The organism is Methanococcoides burtonii DSM 6242, assembly GCF_000013725.1.
GTDB lineage: Archaea > Halobacteriota > Methanosarcinia > Methanosarcinales > Methanosarcinaceae > Methanococcoides > Methanococcoides burtonii.
The window spans coordinates 2,109,779-2,129,780 of the sequence record NC_007955.1 but is presented as its reverse complement, the minus strand read 5'-3'; the positions used below and the strand labels follow the sequence as shown (position 1 = coordinate 2,129,780).

General features: G+C 39.8%; 20 protein-coding genes. 11 read left to right on the top strand and 9 right to left on the bottom strand.

All coding sequences use genetic code 11. The features are described 5' to 3' along the window. Window positions 1-175 precede the first annotated feature (175 nt). The 5 genes from MBUR_RS10470 to MBUR_RS10450 form a co-directional block, all read right to left on the bottom strand. A complete protein-coding gene (locus MBUR_RS10470; RefSeq protein ID WP_011500041.1) occupies window positions 176-1,129 on the bottom strand; it encodes an NAD-dependent epimerase/dehydratase family protein in 954 nt (317 codons plus the stop codon). Window positions 1,130-1,141: 12 nt separating this feature from the next. After that, on the bottom strand, window positions 1,142-2,401 hold the full coding sequence (locus MBUR_RS10465; RefSeq protein WP_198003740.1) for a glycosyltransferase: 1,260 nt from the start codon (window positions 2,399-2,401) through the stop codon (window positions 1,142-1,144). Further along, window positions 2,328-3,401, bottom strand: a complete 1,074-nt coding sequence (gene wecB / locus MBUR_RS10460) for a non-hydrolyzing UDP-N-acetylglucosamine 2-epimerase (protein ID WP_011500039.1) — start codon at window positions 3,399-3,401, stop codon at window positions 2,328-2,330. The genes MBUR_RS10465 and wecB overlap by 74 nt, the downstream gene beginning before the upstream one ends. A gap of 26 nt (window positions 3,402-3,427) precedes the next feature. Continuing rightward, entirely contained in the window at window positions 3,428-4,471 is a 1,044-nt protein-coding gene (locus MBUR_RS10455) for a DUF354 domain-containing protein (protein ID WP_011500038.1), read from the bottom strand. 90 nt (window positions 4,472-4,561) lie between these two features. Beyond that, a complete protein-coding gene (locus MBUR_RS10450) occupies window positions 4,562-5,023 on the bottom strand; it encodes a hypothetical protein (protein WP_011500037.1) in 462 nt (153 codons plus the stop codon). A gap of 127 nt (window positions 5,024-5,150) precedes the next feature. Between MBUR_RS10450 and MBUR_RS10445 the strand changes: the two genes are divergently transcribed. Beyond that, a complete protein-coding gene (locus MBUR_RS10445; protein ID WP_011498312.1) occupies window positions 5,151-6,092 on the top strand; it encodes an IS5-like element ISMbu1 family transposase in 942 nt (313 codons plus the stop codon). A 76-nt stretch (window positions 6,093-6,168) separates the two neighbouring features. Here the strand turns inward: MBUR_RS10445 and MBUR_RS10440 are convergent, their stop codons facing one another. Continuing rightward, window positions 6,169-7,344, bottom strand: a complete 1,176-nt coding sequence (locus MBUR_RS10440; RefSeq protein WP_011500036.1) for a glycosyltransferase family 2 protein — start codon at window positions 7,342-7,344, stop codon at window positions 6,169-6,171. A 424-nt stretch (window positions 7,345-7,768) separates the two neighbouring features. Here MBUR_RS10440 and MBUR_RS10435 point away from each other — a divergent pair, with 424 nt between their 5' ends. Beyond that, a complete protein-coding gene (locus tag MBUR_RS10435; RefSeq protein WP_011500035.1) occupies window positions 7,769-8,116 on the top strand; it encodes a hypothetical protein in 348 nt (115 codons plus the stop codon). Window positions 8,117-8,140: 24 nt separating this feature from the next. Here MBUR_RS10435 and MBUR_RS10430 read toward each other — a convergent pair whose 3' ends face one another. Further along, window positions 8,141-9,259 carry an RNA-guided endonuclease InsQ/TnpB family protein gene (locus MBUR_RS10430; protein WP_011500034.1) on the bottom strand — a complete coding sequence of 373 codons (1,119 nt, stop codon included), beginning with the start codon at window positions 9,257-9,259 and terminating at the stop codon, window positions 8,141-8,143. Window positions 9,260-9,320: 61 nt separating this feature from the next. Between MBUR_RS10430 and MBUR_RS10425 the strand changes: the two genes are divergently transcribed. From MBUR_RS10425 to MBUR_RS10400, 7 genes are all read left to right on the top strand, one after another. Further along, complete coding sequence (locus tag MBUR_RS10425; protein WP_011500033.1) at window positions 9,321-10,217, top strand: TIM barrel protein; 897 nt, start codon at window positions 9,321-9,323, stop codon at window positions 10,215-10,217. Between the two features lie 149 nt (window positions 10,218-10,366). Next, window positions 10,367-11,398: a hypothetical protein gene (locus tag MBUR_RS10420; RefSeq protein WP_011500032.1), complete on the top strand. Its 1,032-nt coding sequence runs from the start codon at window positions 10,367-10,369 to the stop codon at window positions 11,396-11,398. A gap of 4 nt (window positions 11,399-11,402) precedes the next feature. Continuing rightward, window positions 11,403-12,134 carry a hypothetical protein gene (locus tag MBUR_RS10415; RefSeq protein ID WP_232221900.1) on the top strand — a complete coding sequence of 244 codons (732 nt, stop codon included), beginning with the start codon at window positions 11,403-11,405 and terminating at the stop codon, window positions 12,132-12,134. A 7-nt stretch (window positions 12,135-12,141) separates the two neighbouring features. Then, window positions 12,142-12,432 (top strand): hypothetical protein, encoded by a 291-nt coding sequence (locus MBUR_RS14185; RefSeq protein WP_198003739.1) that lies wholly within the window; start codon window positions 12,142-12,144, stop codon window positions 12,430-12,432. After that, window positions 12,395-12,589 (top strand): hypothetical protein, encoded by a 195-nt coding sequence (locus tag MBUR_RS14180; protein WP_198003738.1) that lies wholly within the window; start codon window positions 12,395-12,397, stop codon window positions 12,587-12,589. Before MBUR_RS14185 ends, MBUR_RS14180 begins: the two co-directional genes overlap by 38 nt. A 173-nt stretch (window positions 12,590-12,762) precedes the next feature. Further along, on the top strand, window positions 12,763-14,583 hold the full coding sequence (locus MBUR_RS10405; RefSeq protein WP_011500030.1) for a TIGR04279 domain-containing protein: 1,821 nt from the start codon (window positions 12,763-12,765) through the stop codon (window positions 14,581-14,583). 111 nt (window positions 14,584-14,694) lie between these two features. Further along, the gene (locus MBUR_RS10400) at window positions 14,695-14,946 is read left to right on the top strand and encodes a hypothetical protein (protein WP_011500029.1); all 252 of its coding nucleotides are present in this window, start codon (window positions 14,695-14,697) and stop codon (window positions 14,944-14,946) included. Between the two features lie 429 nt (window positions 14,947-15,375). Here MBUR_RS10400 and MBUR_RS10395 read toward each other — a convergent pair whose 3' ends face one another. Then, window positions 15,376-16,191: a CPBP family intramembrane glutamic endopeptidase gene (locus MBUR_RS10395; RefSeq protein ID WP_011500028.1), complete on the bottom strand. Its 816-nt coding sequence runs from the start codon at window positions 16,189-16,191 to the stop codon at window positions 15,376-15,378. Between the two features lies 1 nt (window position 16,192). Next, complete coding sequence (locus tag MBUR_RS10390) at window positions 16,193-17,077, bottom strand: DUF1616 domain-containing protein (RefSeq protein WP_048063378.1); 885 nt, start codon at window positions 17,075-17,077, stop codon at window positions 16,193-16,195. Between the two features lie 208 nt (window positions 17,078-17,285). Here MBUR_RS10390 and MBUR_RS10385 point away from each other — a divergent pair, with 208 nt between their 5' ends. Then, on the top strand, window positions 17,286-18,407 hold the full coding sequence (locus MBUR_RS10385; protein WP_011500026.1) for an ISNCY-like element ISMbu11 family transposase: 1,122 nt from the start codon (window positions 17,286-17,288) through the stop codon (window positions 18,405-18,407). Between the two features lie 250 nt (window positions 18,408-18,657). Continuing rightward, window positions 18,658-19,923 (top strand): PGF-pre-PGF domain-containing protein, encoded by a 1,266-nt coding sequence (locus tag MBUR_RS10380; RefSeq protein WP_198003737.1) that lies wholly within the window; start codon window positions 18,658-18,660, stop codon window positions 19,921-19,923. Window positions 19,924-20,002 lie beyond the last annotated feature (79 nt).

The window sequence follows — 20,002 nt, the reverse complement described above, 5'->3', positions numbered from 1 at the left end:
TTCCATTCCGAATTTAGTGCCAATGAAATTTTGTTAAATAATTGAATGAAATTATTAGAATTATATAATAAACCATAATCATTAGAAGTAATCATTTCAGAAATACCACCAACCTTTGTTACTACAAATTGTATAATCCTTACTTGAAATAATATTAGATACCACCTTAATAATATTAAATTGTAGATAACAATGAACGTACTGTTTCTATTACACTTCCCTTAGAAGAACAACTCAAACTCCATCCAAGAGATTCTAATTTATCAATTGAAAGTGACATTCGTGGAACATCCCCTTTCCATCCTCTCGTACCACCAGTATATGTAAATTCAACATTTTCAAGCCCCATTTCCTCAACAACGATCATACCAATTTGTGTTGAGTTAATTGTGTCTTCTGAGCCAATATTAAAAATATTAACATCGTCTAGACTTTTATTAACTACAAATAAAATTGCATCAATGCAAGCACTAATATGCAAATATGATTTTGATTGCTGCCCATCACCAAGAATTTCAAGTTGATCAGGATTATTGTGAAGTTTTTTGATAAAATCAAATATAATACCGTGAGTACTGCGCTCTCCAATAATGTTTGCAAATCTAAATATCCATGACCTCATATTAAATGTATGACAGTACGAAGTTATTAAGGCTTCACACGAAAGTTTCGATGCCCCATAAAGTGATATCGGAACAAGTGGACCATAGTTTTCAGGCGTGGGAATAATCGATGCTTCCCCATATACTGTTGATGTGGAAGTAAACACAATATTTCTAATGTTATTTTTACGCATAGCTTCAAGAAGATTGTAAGTAGCAGTAATATTTTGATCAAAATGTACCTTGGTATTTGAGAACCCTAATCTTACATCTGGATTTGCTGCAATATGATAAACACAATCTATATTATGACATGCTTTCGTTATTTTATCTGTATCGAGCAAATCACCATTAATAAATGTAAAGTTTGGATTATCAAGATGTTGATCAATATATTCTAAATTACCAGAACTCAAGTTATCAAACACAATAACTCGGTTGCCAATATTTATTAACTTATCAACAACATGACTACCTATAAAGCCTGCACCACCTGTAATTAATATAACACTATTATTTTCAAACATATTATCTCCCATTTAGCTATTTTTGCATTTGGCTATAGCCAAATTATATGCATCCATCGTTTGCAAAGCTATATTATCCCACGTAAAACGATCACTATACTCCAGAATTGCATCTCGATCCCATTCTTTATTCAATGCAATTATGATTTTCTCAGCTAAATCTTGTGAATTGCCAGGTTCAACCAACAACCCATATTTATCAGAAGTGATTATTTCTGGAACTCCACCCACCCCAGTCCCAACATATGGTTTTCCACATCCCAAACACTCAAACATAACTGTAGGATTTCCTTCACTTAAACTTGGTAAAACAAATATATCACACGAATTTATCCAGATGGAGAGTAACTCATCCGTTACAAACCCGACTAGTTTAACATTATTTTGTAAATTTAAATCTATTATTTGTTTTTGGAGAGCATCTTTTAAAGGCCCATTCCCCCCAATAAAACATAATACATCTTTTTGTTTTTTAGTGACAAATTTAATTGCATCTATTAAATAATTAAAACCCTTTCTTTCAATTAAGCCACCTAAACTAAATATTATTTTTTTATTTTTAGGAAGATTTAGTTTTCCCCTGCACTCCATTTTATCAATATATTTGAATTTTGAAGAAAACCCGTTGGGAATTGAAATGACATTTTTATTATATTCACTCAATATCGGCAAATCTTTTGAATTAACTCTTATCAAAACATCCGAATTGCGCCAAGCATTGTTTATAAGTGACGAATTTATTCCAGCCTCCTTGACCAACCATTCAGCATTTTCATGAATTGTAGTGATTGTAGGAACATGATATTTTTCTTTTAAACTTGTACTAATATATGCAGAAGGCCATGTGAAATGTGCATGAATTAGATCAAATTTAAGATTTTCATTTTTGATTATTTTTTCAACAACATGGAGCCGATTATCGATTAATATTTTATTAAAATAAAAAATAGGGATGTAATAGGATCGAGGGAAGTACACATTAATATTATCATACCTATAATTATTGCACAACTTATCTTTATCTAATTTATTGAAACTGAATAATACAGGAGATATTACAAAAATGTTATCAAAATGTTTTTTTAATGACTCAAGTTGATTTTTTATGAAAGATCCACCAATAAATGTGTTATCCTCATTTGGATAAGAAGGAGCAATAACTAGAAGATTTTTACCAGAGTATTTTTTAAAATCATTTTTAACATTTGAATACATCATCAATCTCCAAAATAATTTTCTTGCTTGCAGTTCCATTCCCAAATCGATCATCATGATTTTTAGATACTGGATTTAATTCATCAATCGCATTAACAATCCGACTCTTGTCAACTCCAACCAAAACATTCCACCCATCTTCAACAGTTTCCATCCATTCCGTATTTTCACGTAATGTAATGCATGGGATTTTCAAAATATAGGCTTCTTTTTGGATACCACCTGAATCGGTGAGGATCATTTTTGAATTATTCATTAATTTAATGAAATCAAGGAAACCAACAGGCTCAATTAACTTTACTGAAGAAGCTAATTTGTCGTACAAATTGTACTCCTTTAACAGCTTTTTAGTTCTGGGGTGAACAGGGAATACGACCAAATCATCCAATTTTGAAAAAGCATCTACGATATTTTGGAGATTTTTAGGGTTGTCAGTATTGCTGGCACGGTGAACAGTTGCGAGCAAATAATTCTTGCTTTCCAAATTTAGATCGTTCAGGATGGTAGATTGCTTTTCTGCAATATCTTTGTTGTAGATCACAGAATCAGCCATTACATCTCCTGTTAAAAAGACATTATCGGTAATTCCTTCATTTTTCAAATTGTTTACAGCATTTTCTGTTGGGCAAAATAAGATATCTGAACAGTGATCTGTTACAATCCTGTTTATTTCTTCAGGCATTGTTTTGTCAAAGCTTCGTAAACCAGATTCGACGTGAGCAGTCTTTATGTGCAATTTAGAAGCTGCTAAAGCACCAGCAAGAGTCGAATTTGTATCACCATAGGTTAATACAAGGTCAGGTTGCTCTATTATCAAGACCTCTTCGATCTTTTTTAACATCTCGCCTGTTTGATAACCATGAGACCCAGAACCTATTTCCAGGAAATAATCTGGTTCAGGAATGTTGAGTTCCTCGAAGAAGACCTGATTCATTTTATGATCATAGTGCTGGCCTGTGTGGATCAAGACTTCATGGTGTGTTTTCCTCAGCTCTCTGGAAACTACAGAAGCTTTCACAAATTGAGGCCTAACTCCAACAATAGTTGCTATTTTCATAATATCCACCTTAAAGTCAATAATATTTACACATTTGACCAATACTTCTCAATATAATCCACAATAAAGGAACAAACATCTGTTTTTTCATTCAACATTAATTCTCTTTTTTTAGTCCATTCATCTTTAATATTTGGATCTTGAATTATTTCAATGGCTTTATTCATTGCTTCATCATAATTATTGAAATTAAAAATAAGTCCATACTTATTTTCGAGTTCAACAAAATTGGCCATATCGTTTTCGCCAACAAAAGAATTGCATCTGACTGCAGGAGTTCCAAGTAAAGCAGCTTCCGTAGTCATTGTCTGACTATCACCGACTAGCAGATCAGCATAATAAACAAAATTATGGATATCTTCAGAAGGAATTTTGATTCGATAATCTTCAAGCTCAGGAGGAAGTTCGGTCTCTGATGAAATGAAAACTTTTGCATATTTTTCAAGAGCTTTTACATAGCGGATCTTAGTTTCAAGATCAAAACCCTTTTGCTTTACATCATGGCCTGCCTTCCATGCAACAAATCGCATTAAAATAAATTTATCATTTATACCAATATCTAGATTATCAAAAATAGAGGGGTCAGGGTTAAAATGATTTGAATGCAGATATGAGTGTTCTTTATATCCATTTATTCGAACTTGTTTCTTCCCAGCATCTTTACTGAAATTCGATGGCGTAAATATCACATCTGAAAATGGATAAGTAATTAGTGCCGTTGAATTGACAACTTCGGAATCGTTGAATATAAAACATTTTTTACCCAAAAGCTTTGCTGAATGGGCAACACATGGATTAAGCATACCCATCAAAAGATCAGGATTGAATTTCTTTGCAATCTTTAAAATGTCATAATCTCTCTTGATCCATTCTTTTATCAGATCAAACTTTCCTGAACCAATCTTTCCTACTGGTATGTAAGGTATATTGTAAGCATCCAATAGATCAATAGCTACATCTTTATCACGAGAAGTAACCAAAACTTCATGACCGTTCTTTTCTAAACCCAAAATAATGTTCTTAAAAAAGTGAACATGTGCAGGATGACCTATATCTATCAGTACTTTCACAACAACCACCTTCTTTTAGCACACATCACAAACAAACAACTAAACATACTACGGACAAACCGTAAACGATTCAGAATCATTCTACTCACATCAGGATTCAATACAAGTTCTCTCAAGATATCGCATACCTTTGTCCGACTCCTGCATATCGAAGAACATAGCGAACAGGAGGAACTGCATACCGGAAAGGAATATTAGGGCATCCAGGAGGACATAGTTTGTCTGTACGGTGAATCCGGCCAGGGATGCAATTACCATGGACAGGCCAAAGATGATTCCAAAGGGTATCAGGAACATCGACAGGATGTAGAACAATACCAGGGGATGGAAGCTCATCACCATGTATTTTGTTTTGAGTCTCCAGAGGAAGCTCTTGAACAGCATTGCTGAGACCTTTACCATGTAGGGGCTGTACTTGATGGTGGATTTTTCCTCGCCATATCGGGAGGGCATGGTTATATCCTTGGTCCTGAAACCAAAGGCATTCAGCCTCACAAGCATATGGTTACAATAACCGTAGAGAATTCCGATAAACCCCTCAAACAGAAGCAATATTTATAACATATTACAATAATTTTGTATTATGTCCTTAACGAACTTTGCTTTTAAAGAAGAGAGAATTCCGATAAACCCCTCAAACAGAAGCAATATTTATAACCTATTACAATAATTTTGTATTATGTCCTTAACAAACTTTGCTTTTAAAGAAGAGTACAAACGTCTTGAAAATCTCGGTGACAAGCTCTCTGAAATTGAATCTCTCATCGATTGGAAACCATTTCGTCCAATTATAGCAGAGATGTATATCAATAAAACAGAGTTCGGTGGCAGACCAAACGTTGATGAAATCGTCATGCTCAAAATGTTAGTATTGCAACAATGGCATGGCCTATCTGACCCTGAACTTGAAAGACAAGCTACTGATAGAATTTCCTTTAGGAAATTCTTGGGCTTTCCTGCAAAAATTCCAGATCATACTACTGTTTGGGCATTTAGAGAACGAATTTCCCAGGCAGGAAAAGAAGATGAAATCTGGAATGAAATGCAAAGACAACTTAATAAGAAAGGTCTGAAGATCAAGCAAGGTATGATTCAGGATGCAACATTTATACATGCTGATCCAGGACATGCAAATCTTGATACTCCTCGTGGAAATGAAGCAAAGACCAGAAGATGTAAGGACGGTACATGGACAAAAAAGGCATCTAAGTCACATTTTGGATATAAACTACATACCATTGAAGATACCGAATATGATCTGATAAGGAGATATAGGACAACTACTGCCTCAGTTCATGATAGTCAGGTGGATCTTTCTGAAGAAGGCGAAGTTGTTTACAGAGATAGAGGTTACTTTGGTGCAATTTCAAAAGGATATGATGCAACTATGCAAAGGGGAGTACGAGGGCACCCTATTGGTATTAGGGATAAGATGAGAAACAAAAGAATAAGCAGGAAAAGAGCAAAGGGAGAAAGACCTTATGCTGTTATCAAAAATGTGTTTACGTCAGGATTTGTAAGAGTAACAACGTTGGCAAGAGTAAATGTCAAAATGGCGATTACAGCATTCAGCTATAATCTCTATCAATTGAGGACAATAAGAAGAAAATCATTAGGATGAATAGCGGTAGCTATTCAAAAAAGTTGGAAAGTATATAAATAGATACTAGCAAACTGCTGGAAATAGAGAGAAAAGCTCAAAATTTTAGCTGGAAATATTTGCTTTGAAAAAAATCAGCAGTTAATCGCAATTCTCCGTAGTATGTGTAAACATCATCGAGTCCTATTCCTATGAGGGCATCCTTTGAGATAGCTGTATAGCCGTTCTGGGGGTCCATTATGTGCCAGTATCCACTGCCGATCTTTGTAAGAATGGTCAGCACTGCGTTACCGACCTTACGCCACTTGCTCATTCCGATGTGGTATTCGATATCCATTAGGCGATTGCCTTTCGTATAGTCGGCCCTGCCTTCAATGATCGGGATAATGAGCTTGTACAACTGATCAGGGTTCATCTGGTCGTCACCGGCCATCACGGCCACAACATCCATATTTTCCCTTAGTGCTTTTTTGTATCCATTGATAAGTGCAGCACCCACACCTTTATTGGTCTCGTGTGTTATCACGACCACCCTCGGGTCGTTCAACGTCTCGATGACCTTTGCAGTATTATCCGTGCTCGCATCATTTATCACATAGATACGGTCAACATACTGAGGAATACCTTCAACAGTATTTTTGATCAGCTTCTCCTCATTGTAGGCGGGTACTACCACACCTATGCGTGTTCTTGCAAGAAGTTCCCGCTTGACCGGATCGATTATCTTAATAGGCACCTCTTTGACCCTGAAGCCTGCATTAATAGCCTCATCGATAAGCTCGACCTCAATAGCACCATCGGTCTTTGTGAATTTGAAAGTATCGAGCGTCTTTGAAGAATACGCACGAAAACCACTATCCTTAACGAGCCTGGCTTCATTTGTATCCTCCGCATCATCAAAAGTAGCATCAAGCCCAATACTGGAAGAAGAAATGTAAGCACCGTTTACAACATCCGCATCTTTTGAAAGTACAGGTTTTAATATTGAAGGGATATCATCCGGATTATGAAAACCATTAGCATAGATCGTCACAAGCACAGCAGGGTTTAATTTTTTTGCAGCCTCAAAAGCCGTTGCCAGTGCGGCAGCTTTCCCCAGATTGTCACCATGCCTGATAACCCGTGCACCCATATTAGTAGCAATATGAGCTGTAGCATCACTGCTACCATCATCAACAACGATCACATGATCTACATAGTACTTCGTTCTTTTAATGATGTTCTTTATATGAACCTCAGCATTGTATGCAGGAATAGCCGCTACCACGGTCATTGGCATACCTCACATTCATTTTTCAGGACTATATTGATCATAATTTTATCAGTGACCACAAATTTGTACATCACCAAACCACCTCACCGATTTATGGCTATAAAATTCACAACATATAAGTGTATCCATTAAATATATGCACATATTAAAAATAAATATGATGAAGAAGGGCGTATAATGCCGATTATGAAATACACAAGTGCCATAAATGGATTACAGATTAACACATACACATATATATCAGTAATAAGAAGTAAACGTCCTTCATAAAAATATTGCAGAGCAGCATAACGAATTTGAAACTATATATAAAAATAACAATATATCCATCACCAGTAAATATTCCAAATTTTCATATACACATATCATACACGTTCCAATCAAAAAAGACACGATTTTATATCATTCTGACATAGTGTGACGCATGGGACGAGAATTTTCAGACAGGGATAAAGAGATCTTCAACAAGCTTGCACCTGAGAACGGCGGTACGCACATGTCGCCCATGGGGCACCCGTATCCGTTCATTCTGAGACCTATATCTCACAAGTTCGTAGAGGACTCTGATGATTTCAGGGAAAGACTTGAAAGACTTACCGGGGAAGAGCTGGACTACCTTGTAGAGCTTGCTCTGAAAGGAGAAGAGGACATACGATCCCTTGAGGATGAAGATGTTGACACTTTCTTCGAGCTTGTAGCAGAGAAAGTATCCGAGGAGAAAGCAAAGGAACTGCGTCTTCACCTGGGGATGGCGCCAACTACCCCAGCCTGACGGAAGAGGCTTGTAAGTGAATCATTAAGTTGCATCTAGTGGAACTTTCAACCCTACATTTGGCTGGTTGACAGTCAGCCTACTCAGGCAAGATATACCTGCCTGAGCTATGTTTCGAGCAGCATTGAGATCAGCATGTATTTGAAATCCACAATTGCGACAACGGTAAGAACTCCCATCCCGATTCCCTTTGTAAATGTGTCCACATTTGGAACATTTTTGACTGGAATATCTGGGGTCAACCGAAACAACTTGTTTAGCCACAGCTTCGGCTTTGTAGCGTATAAATTGTTCAAGTTGGTAGAAACTCCAATTGTTGAGTTTTCTGTTAAAGTTCTTACCTTTGCGTTTCTGAACGCGAATGCTGGTCAAGTCTTCAAGAGCGATCACATCAAAGGGCATATTGACAATATCTTTGGCAATACAATGGTTAACATCAGTCACAAACCGTCTTTCCTTTCTGCTGATCTTCTTAAGAAGACGTTTAGCAGATTTGGTGCCTTTGGACTGGAGTTCCTTCCTGAGATATGCATATTTAGCTCTTGTATTTTTGATGCTACTCGTATTGAAAAAAACATTATTGGAACAAACCGCGACATTGACAATCCCTCGATCGATACCAAGAATAGTATTGCCGACCGGTTTAGGAGATTCAGTACGAAGTGTGACATGCAGATAGAAAACATCTTGTCTGCGGTCATACCTAAGCGTGGAACTCCTAATTTCCCATCCAAGATACTGTTTGTAGTATTCAGGTATATTGAAAGAGATATTTACTCGGCCGTGGATGGATGCAATCGTAGCACTGTTGTACTGCATGTGAATCGTAACAACTCTCTTATTGTACCTGATCGCCGAGTACGGCTGACTCTCTGGACATGTCTTAAGTTTGACACCTTTGAGAGCTTCGCACGCAACGTCTCTTGCACCCTGGACCAACGAAGACGGCAGTTCAGGGTGCTGTTCTCTAATGTCTTTGTAAGTAGCATGATGGATAGATACCTTGCTATGAGTATGGTTGTTGAAACCATATTCAGCAACCTCGTTGAAAACCTGGTTGAAAAGCACAACTGTTTGCTTGAGATTTTCTTTGCCTTCGTCAGACATCTCCAGTTTCAGTTTGATAGTTCTATCCACATTCATATATTACACTGTATAGGCAATATACATAACGGCAAAACAGAAGTAAACGAGGTATAAGAACATGACAAGAACTGACAAAATGACGCATTCCTCCCCCAGCTTACGCAAGAGAACTCCTGCGGACTGTGTGATGAAGCAACTGCTCTTCGGAACAGCAGGAGCTCCATTAAGCTCAAAGAAAAAAGGCTCAATCGATGGCATCAGGCGTATAGCCCAGCTTGGGCTTGGCTGCATGGAACTGGAGTTCGTGCGAGGGGTTCGCATGAAAGAAGAGACCGCTGCAAACGTCAGGCAGACAGCAGAAGAAGAGAACGTGGCCCTCAGTGTGCATGCACCTTATTACATCAACCTCAATTCCGCTGAAGAAGAGAAGATCACGGCCAGTGTACAGCGTATATATGAGTCCGCCCGGATCGGTGCCCTCTGCGGAGCATCATCCATCGTATTCCATCCTGCCTATTATCAGGGCCACAGCAGCAAAAAAGTAATGGAAAAGGTCACCGGGCTGCTCGAAGGTCTTACCTCAGGACTGAGTGACGAGGGCATCGATGTAGTGCTGCGACCGGAGACCACCGGCAAAGCGACCCAGTTCGGCAGTCTGGAGGAGACCCTGATGATGGCGACAGCCATCGAGGGGGTTATGCCCTGCATAGACTTCTCACATCTGCACGCACGTAGCTGCGGAGAGTATAATACTATAGAAGAATTCCGTAGTGTCCTTGAGAGCGTTGAAAGTGCTCTTGGCAGGGAAGGACTGGAAAACATGCACTGCCACATATCCGGAATAGCCTATGGGAATAAAGGGGAAAAGAACCACCTGATCCTTCAGGAGTCCGACCTTAATTATACCGACCTTATGGCAGTGTTCAGGGAGTTCGACGTAAAAGGGCTTGTCATCTGTGAAAGTCCGAACCTCGAGGACGATGCAATGCTGCTGCAGGATACTTTCAGACAGTGAATTTGGAAAAGGAAGAGGCTAGCCGGGCTTATTTCCGAGCCTTCCTGACAGTGCTGGATATCAGTGATAACATTATGTGCATATCACAAAGTAACGATAGGTATCACTGATAAGTTTAAGTAGTTATCATAATATAGTGATAACTGTACATGATAAAAAAAGAATCAATTGAGTACAAAGAGATCCTGAATTACATCAAAGATAGCCTGGGCATCCCTTCTGATAACCTGAATATCAGCCTCAGCACATCATATGAGTATTACGTGAGTGATCTACCCCTCCGCCCGGATGCTTTACTGGAAGATAATGACACCATATACCTTATAGAGATCAAATCAAAAGCTACCATCGATACGATCGCAAGGATGAACCTGCTTCGGGATCTCTGGCTGCAGAATGAAGAGATGGAAAAGAGGAAGAGCATACAACTGGTCGTTGCTGCAAAATCATTTCCTGAAAGGGAAAAACGGATAATGGACCAATTGGGTATCATTATGCTAAAACTTCCCTGGACATTCAAACCCGGCAGCAATGAACAGTTCGTATCCAAAACCCACCGGATCACATCGGACAGATCATGGAAAATTGTATCCCGTCTGTTGAAAGAAAAAAAGACCTCGATACGCCAATTGTCACTTATCGAAAATGTATCATATGGATGGGCACACAAAACGGTCCAGGCATTGCTGCGGCAGAATATTGTGAAACGTGATTACAACCACGTGAGCATTTCAAACGTGGACAAACTGCTCAATGGCGTTGCATGGGAACGCCCGCTTGCAAATCTTAAGATCGATGAGATCCGTATACCGTTCAGCGGGTCCATGCATGCAGCAAGAGAGATTACAGAAGCCTTTGCAATGCAGGATAACATGCCTGTGGGATTCACAACATACACTGCAGCGTCACTTTACACAGGTTATGGTGTAAGACATGATGCAGTTTATTTATATCTGAAAGATGAACATCTTGACCATTTCCGGGAATTATTTGAGTCCCATTCAGGAAATACCATAAAAGCAGTGGTTTATAGGCCTGACAGGGACGTATTTCAGGATAGCCGCAAAAAAGAGGGGATCAGGGTCGTATCACCCTCGCAGACACTTCTTGACCTGGCCGGAATGGGATATTCTACAATGGACATTACAAAAGAAATGGTTTCTACATATGACTCAATATGAAAATATGGGTAATATTATCAGATATTCCATAGATGAATTGGAGGTAATTGGTCGTTACCTTCATGAAAAGGATGAAAGAGAGGATCCAACCACTGTGCTCATTGGTGGCTGGGCAGTCGATTCATACAACTCCTGGTACGGATCCATCGACATAGACCTAATAACGAACGCAAGTACACGAAAGAGCTTAATGCATCACCTGCGAAATGATCGTGATTTTACACCATATAAGCTACCAGGGATACCAACGAGTGTAAAAAAGGAAACTGAAGCAGGTCCGGTCATCATTGATTTTGCAACCAGGCAAAAGCCCTTTCCTTTTGAAGGGAAGGACATGTCTTTAGATTTCAGCATTCTTAACGGGAACACAGAAACAAGGCAAATTCGGGGAGGGATCGAAATGGCAGTACCAAACCGGGCAACATTGCTTGTTTTGAAATTGAAAGCCGTATGGGACCGCAATTATCGAATTGCTCATGGGACAAGTGATGATATTGAATGGGAGACAGGAAAGCTAATAAAAGATTATGCAGACGTTCTTGCATTGATCGATCCCGATCATGGCGGGGAGCAGATAGAGATCTCCGTACTAGGTAGACTAATGGAAAAATACCCATTTCTCGAAAAATGTATCACTTCAGCATATAATTCGGATGAAGGGATAGAGAAGTATGGCAGGATGTCACAAGATGATGCCAGAACCAGTATCTACCGGATGATATCCTTGATCCATTGATCTAGCAATGACACTTTTACGAAGAACTTGCAGACGAGGGCATCGATTAGTGCTGCGCCCGGAGACCACCGGCAAAGCGACACAGTTCGGCAGTCTGGAAGAGACCCTGATGATGGCGACAGCCATCGAGGGGGTAATGCCCTGCATAGACTTCTCACATCTGCACGCACGCAGCTGCGGAGAGTATAATACTATAGAGGAATTCCGTAGTTTCCTTGAGAGCGTTGAAAGTGCTCTTGGCAGGGAAGGGACTGGAGAACATGCACTGCCACATATCCGGCATAGCCTATGGGGATAGAGGGGAAAAGAACCACCTGATCATTCAGGAGTCCGACCTTGATCACACCAACCTGATGGAAGCATTTCGGAAGTTCGACGTGAAAGGGCTTGTCATCTGTGAAATTCCGAACCTGAAGGACGATGCCCTGCTCCTGAAGTCCACCTTCAGGAAATGAGGGCTACAGAAAAGACACTTGTTCTGCAGAGGATTGACAGCGTTCAATTGAAATATTTCCAGTCGAAACCATTAATAACTAACAGAACAACAATGTAAAAAATAGTTGATAATATTAAAGATAGTGGTACGTTCCAGGAGAAGTGAACGGAGCATGTCGAAAAGGTGGTATGTATGAGCAGATTATGCACTGGAATAACTTTAATTTTAGCCTTATTGATCACATTCTCATTCATTACAGTGGTATCTGCAAATACCACGAATGATGAGTATATAATGGAAATAAGCATCGGTGAGCAACACGTCAGTTTTGCCGATCATGATGATCCGGCAGAAGGTAACTGGATAAGCCTTAGCGGCGGGAATGCCTTTAAAGTACCCTCACCCTTCACTTTCACCTATAACGGAATAAGCAGCAAGAACGCGATCATAAAAGGACGGAACATTACGGTCGATCTCAACGTGGAGAATAACATAGACCATGTGATGAGCTATCCATACGATACCCATCAGATGTACGTAGCAAAGAACGGACTTGACGATGTATCCTTCACATTCCACGGCTCCGGCTATTTTGCCAGCCGGGAAGTGGACGTGTATCTTTTCAACTCATCCATAGTGGACCTGAAACACGTTCTTGATGATGCCATGCAAGGGAATTCCGCAAGTGCTCAGGCCATCTATGACAACTCCCGGGCAACAGAAGGAGTATTGCTTGATGCCAGCGGGGACATGTCAATGACCTATACAGACATGACACCCGGCTCATATGGAATAATCATCATCCTCGCCGATGACATAACTGAAGAGAACATAGTGCTCTCCGCCACTGCCTTCGAGGTCCTGGACCACAAGGCTGATCTGAAGATCACCCGCAACAGCAAGGATGTCCAGCTCGACATCACAGTGGAAGATGCACCTGACAAGACCTACACCTACGGTGCCATACTCATAAAGGAAAGCGCTTATACCACCGATGTCCGCTTTGATTTCGATGGAACCAAAGATGGGATAGATGTGTTCATGAACAGCATCCCCATAATAGATGGCTTCGACCTCGTGGGAATGTCAAAGAACGATATTGATGGCTCAGATGTAGAGGAACGTCTGACCGATATATTCGGAGCGGACAACATATCCGTGGCATACAATGCAGTATATGGTACCAATGCGACCCTCTATGCAAATACAACCGGCCTTTCCGAAGGGGATTACCTTGTGTTCACAGGAGTCACCTCCGGCTACAACATGGTTGCTTTTGAGCAGGATGAAATCTACATCACTGACCTGGGAATGAACATCTCAGGAGGTCCGGGTGATGAGATCACAATCAATGACACAAAGAACAAGATCCGTGTCACCATCGGCCTGAACCAAAGTCTTGAAGCAGGCATGTTACAGATCAAAAAACAGAGACCATTACCAAAAGATATCTCGAACCCACTCTTTGACACCCCTGTTGGATTTGTTACCTTCAAAGAGAATGTCAACCTCAGCAAAGCTATGGGATACGCCTACATATTCATCAATTATGAGGACAGTGACCTGAAAGGAATGGATGAGAATAACCTGAAGATCTACTGGTATGATGAGAACAATACCACCTGGGTCCCACTGGAAGGATCAGGAAACCCATCATTCTGCCTTGATACCGGTCACAACACCACAGAGAACTACATCTGGGCAAAGGTCACTCATTTCTCCACATACGCTATTGGAGGGGTCGATGTAGGACAAAGCCAAAATGGAAAAGGACACTCATTCGGGAAGGCCTTTATAAGGGACCTGTTCACCCCTGAAGAACCAAAGAAGGCCGTAGATGAGCCATTGAATGCAGTAGTGGATGAAGAAATACCACAAACTTCCGGCATACCTGAAACAGGCCCGGAGAGTAGTGTCCTGGAAAAAATTTCCAAAACAAAACTGATAGGAGCAATAGCACCGGCATTATTACTCGGGCTCCTGCTGCTGGCAAGGCGAAAAAGGAACAAATAATGAACGAAAGAGATCACCATGATCTTTTTTATTTGAGAACACCTACAAAGTTTAAAAAGGTATATATATGATACAAACGATTATCCAACTGGTAAAGGGAGACGATATATAATGCTTACAAGCATAATTTCAACTACAAGCGCAGCATCATCTACTGCGTTATCAATGACAACAGGCATTGGGTTGCCTGAATATGGAGTACTTGCAGTGGTAGCACTTATATTCTTACTGTCCGCAAAAGAGATACTGTCCGCATCCAAATACTGGAAGAGTTCAGTTTGTGCATCCCTCAACATGAGCATATTCCCACTATTGGTTGCTTTTGCAGGAATTGTTATCTTCAAAGTTGCAGAGATAATCTGATTGAAGGCATACTTCGATCATACCTTGCATTCTTTTTTTTGTTCTTTAACAACTCCTCTGAACTGATGTTTTATCAACATCGTTGAGCCCAACGTTTTTAGAAGCTACAGCCTTCGAACAGGGAGAATTGCCTGGATCCCATTCATGATAGGCCCTAATTGACATATGGATCCCAAGTTTGACAGTTTATAAAAATTAATGTTAATTTATGTGGTATTTTGCTTATTTTCCATCAATGTTTGCCCAATCTGTAACTAAAATAAGAATATATCACAAATTATAGTTTTTACATAACATTAATTAACATAAATTTTTATAAACTGTCAAACTTGGGATGGATAGTAGACAATCGTAGCTTTCCCAGAATGAGAACGAACACTGAAAAACAAACAACATTAAGGTTCCAGCCAACTGCCCCATAAGATCAGATCATGCCAGATGGGGCAGAACTCCGAAAAGGAACACATTAACAAAACCGTGAGTAATGCTAACTAAAAATAGACTTCGGCTTCTCTGATACATATATCCCAGCACCAATCCCGCAAACGCAGTGAAGAGCATCTCATAAAGCGTACCATATCCGGAGTGCATGACACCGAAAAGGATACTTGCAAGAAAAAGTCCCTGATATTTACCTATCATCGACTCCAGTTTTGTTTGCAGTATCGACCTGAAAATGATCTCTTCAAAGAAACCTACAAAAATTATCATCACAATTGAGATCTTAAGCAAATTGAAAAATGAAAGGTCCGGAATAAGATAACCCGGTTTGATGATCATGAACTCACCTAATGCAATGATCAGACCTACCAGCAGAGCAAGAGGTAATTCATAATACCTGATGGACCTTACCATACCCAGAGATTTCATATCAAGCCCCTGGTCCTTCACCAGAACATAGATAGGAATTAAAAGGGGCGCATATATGAACACATAAGAGTATAATGTCAGATCAAAGAACACCGGCATCGACAGGTTCAATATACGCAACAGGGAAAGTAGGATGAAAGCACGGAAAAGATACTGAGTGTCCGCATCATTGATAACAATGGTCGATAAGGTCAGTACCACCAGCAAAATAATATGCACCCATGTAGAGAGCTTTGTATATCCAAAGAATAACGAAAGCTCAGCTAGTATAATTGTAAGGGAAGGAATAATGATCGTCAGATGTTCCATATTTAGAAAATATTTCACACGTCCATTCTGAAGAGCAACATCTTCACTACCGATATCGGGATCCATCTTAGCCCTCCCCCACATCGATCCAGAGATGAAGGTCCCTGTATGGAACAGTCATATTGCCATCTTTATAGAGCAGGAACTGTAACTTCATATCCTCCCCCACAACCTCCGGCATAAAGGACAGTTCCTCTTCCCACGTCTCATTGTGCTCAAGGCTCATGTAAAGCTGTTCATACGCCACAGATGACGAATTGTTCTCAAGGAAAAGACGCAAAGAATAATCAGTGACCTCATACTCATGGTTCACAACACCAACAATAACATTCCCACTTTCACCCAAAGTGAAATTCGTAGGATACCCATCAGCCATACCATCAATACCAAGTATGTAGAACTCTGTGAACTTTTCACCTTCCTTAGGCGTTACCACCACATAGATAAGGGTAACTATGGAAGCGATAATGGACAGGACAAGGATGATCGAAAGGACCCGATCAAGTTTATTGTCCGGCTTTTTTGACAGTTCCCCCTTCATAGAATGATAGGTGGATGCAAATGGAACACTAAACTCCTCACCCTCCGGAAGAGTACGCCTCCTAAGCAATGCTACCACACACATCCCAATAGTGAAGAATGACAGTGAGATAAGGATCGGCAGTAACCTGATGCCCCAGGGAGTATAGTTAAGACCAAGCCCAATGAGAGGCACCACTGCAATGCTCAAACCAAAACTAAGTGCCACCCTCTCGATCCCGTCAAGGTCATCCCTGTTTGGGAAAAGAGCTGCGATCAGTGAATAACCCGGCAGGAAAAGAACCATCGGTAAGCCCAGGATAGTACGTATGGCAGTATCACTTAATTGAGGAATCAGTATGAACCCACAAGTAAGTAATACCATTGAGACAACGATCTTGAGATCAGAAGGAACATCATTCATATCAGCCATCTTAATTTCTCTTCAGGATAAATATTATAGGTTCCATAGATTTGATTCATGCTTTATAAACATGTTTGAAGTACATACAATAGTTTTAAAATGTGTCAATATATAGAGATTATCAAATTAGCTTTTCGCTTTAAAAGCGTAACTCTTTTTTCAAGACTACTGGCACCACTCTGAGCATAGCTTATGCATTACATTTATATTGTAGAAAATGTGCCAGTCCATGAAATATTATTACGATGTTTCGGACGGAATCTGTACCAGAGATTCAATTGCTAACTATCTGAACACAGATAATGCATCAATATGCCAATTTTTGTATTTCTTAGATATCGATGACATTGCTTCTTATGTTGAAAGTAGCTATTATACCGATAAGGACTGGCACTTTCGGTATAAGGTTTCGTCAATGATAAAGCTCATCGTTGTGAAATGTTATAGAAACCTCTCATTTGAGAAAACAATATCGACCTTAACAAAAGAAGAAGCGCAGCTTCTTTCTTTTGAAGACAATAACGGCATTATGAATCTTCCATCCCCTGCAACACTGCATCATTTTGTAAAATACAGACTTGGAAAAACTGGACTCGATGAAGTAATGTTCAAAATTGGAAAGAATATCTCTAAAAATACAAAGATTAGAGATGCGAAAACAGATTCAACTCCACTTGAAGCATCAAGATATGACAAGTATGCAGATTACAATCCGCATTATAATTGTAAGATGGACAAAGCTCACATCACCATGATTGGAACACTTCCAATCTACATGACTCATACAAAAGGTGCTTCTCACGATTCTCCTGAATTGAAGAAACATATTGATGCATTGGTAGAAATGGGAGTTGACATTGACACTTATGCATTGGATGGAGGTTATGATTCATTCAGGAATCATGCAGATATCTGGTATAAGTTGAATGCAAAACCAGTGATTGCATACTTTTCAGATTCTAAAGTTCAATACGAGGGAATGATGGAAAGAATTGATCACTGGGTTAACAAAATGTGGAAACTTGGTGGATCTATTCATATGAAATATGAAGAAAAACTTCATTTCCTCTATGAAAATGGAAGAGAAAAACAGGGAGGTATGCACTTGCGAAACAAGAATATCAAAGATGATGGATTCGATGAAGATTATTCGCACAGGGGTGAATGTGAACGAGTACACAATCATATTAAGTGGACTGTAAAGTTCGACATCAGAGGAATGAAAAATAGCAGTAAGAAACTGTATTCAGTTATGAATTTCGTTGCATATCAATTGCTTGTAGCTACAAATTTGCAAAATGGAGTTAAAGAAACTAACTCATTTGCAAATTATGTATGAGGTAATGTCATCAAATTAGAATGGGAGGATTTATGAGCTAATTTGATAATCTCATATAATACAATAATAATTTGGTCAACTTATCAGAAAATTCATAATACTGGAAATCCTTAAGTACATTGCAACATACTCAAAGAAAGAGAGAAATTCATAAAAATATTATAAGATGGCATTATATAAAACTTAAAGAGATTCAAAAACTTATCAAATGGTAATACATATGCATAGGAACATAAAATTATGCTTACTTGTGTGCATCACACTAAGTCTATTCTCATTGATACCTTCTGCAAGTGCTTTTGACATCAACCCGACAGACCCGACAGTTGGTGATGAGATCATCGTCACAGGAGATTCGTCAACAAACACAGTCCCTGCAAAGATAGTGTTCACTAAAACAGTTCAAGTCGAAAATGGAGAATATCTTTACTATATTGGTAAAGTCGCCATCCCCGAAGGACCGAACAACTTCCTCGTAGAGGCTACCAATGTGGAAGACCTGGAGGTCAAAGCAAAGCTCATGTTCTGGTTCACAGCTGCCCACCCTTCCGCAACCAACGGGAAAGCCTCCTATTCAATGTCCAATGTTCCCAAAGGATCATACTCTATAAAACTGACAGGAAATGCCCAGCCGGCAAAAACATCAGTCGATATGAAGATAACCGCAACAAGTGAGATACCCGTAAAGGATGGAAGTTACGAGTTCCGGTATTCGACCAGTTCCATGCCGGAAGGAAATTTTAAGCTCACCATTGATGGTGAAACAAAGACGATACATCTAAATTCGCCATCAAGCGATACAAGCACATCAGACAGTAATTCCGGATCAGGAGGCAGCTCCGGTGGAAGTGGTGGCGGAGCAAGCCCGGACAAAGATGCAAAGAATGTACTGATAACCGAATCCACCAACCTGCGCGTTATTAGTGGCACCCCGGCAGAACACCATTTCGAACACACCTCAAATCCTGTTACATATATAAAGTTCACATCCAGTGTGACAGCCAGAAGCGTACCCATTACCATAGAGATCCTGAAGGAAACATCAGAGCTTGTAAAGGAAACACCAGAAGGAATAGTTTACAAGAACCTGAACATCTGGGTAGGATACGAAGGGTTTGCAATTCCAAAGAACATAAAGGATGCACTACTTGAGTTCAATGTCAATACTGCATGGCTTGAAGAGAACAACATCGACCCTCACAGAGTATCCATCATGCATTATAACTCTGGCTCAGACCAGTGGGAGACCGTCCCAACGACATACATTAAGACCCTTGATGGTATTGCCTATTACCAGTCAACTCCAGACTCGTTCTCACCTTTTGCCATTGTAGGCATAGAAGACAAGGAAAACCAGATGAGTATCGATGAAACTGAAACAGACAGTTCATATCAGGATAGTAATGACCCGAACAAAAGAACAGTGTTCAGCTATAATTTGGTCACCCTTATTGCAGGAATAACTATACTGACAGGATCATTGATATTCTACAGGAAGAAACATATCAAAGAGTGAAATTCACTCTTTCTCTTTTTTTGTTACAGACCTCATTGAATAGCTAACATTAGCTGTGAACCGCTGGCAGATCAATATC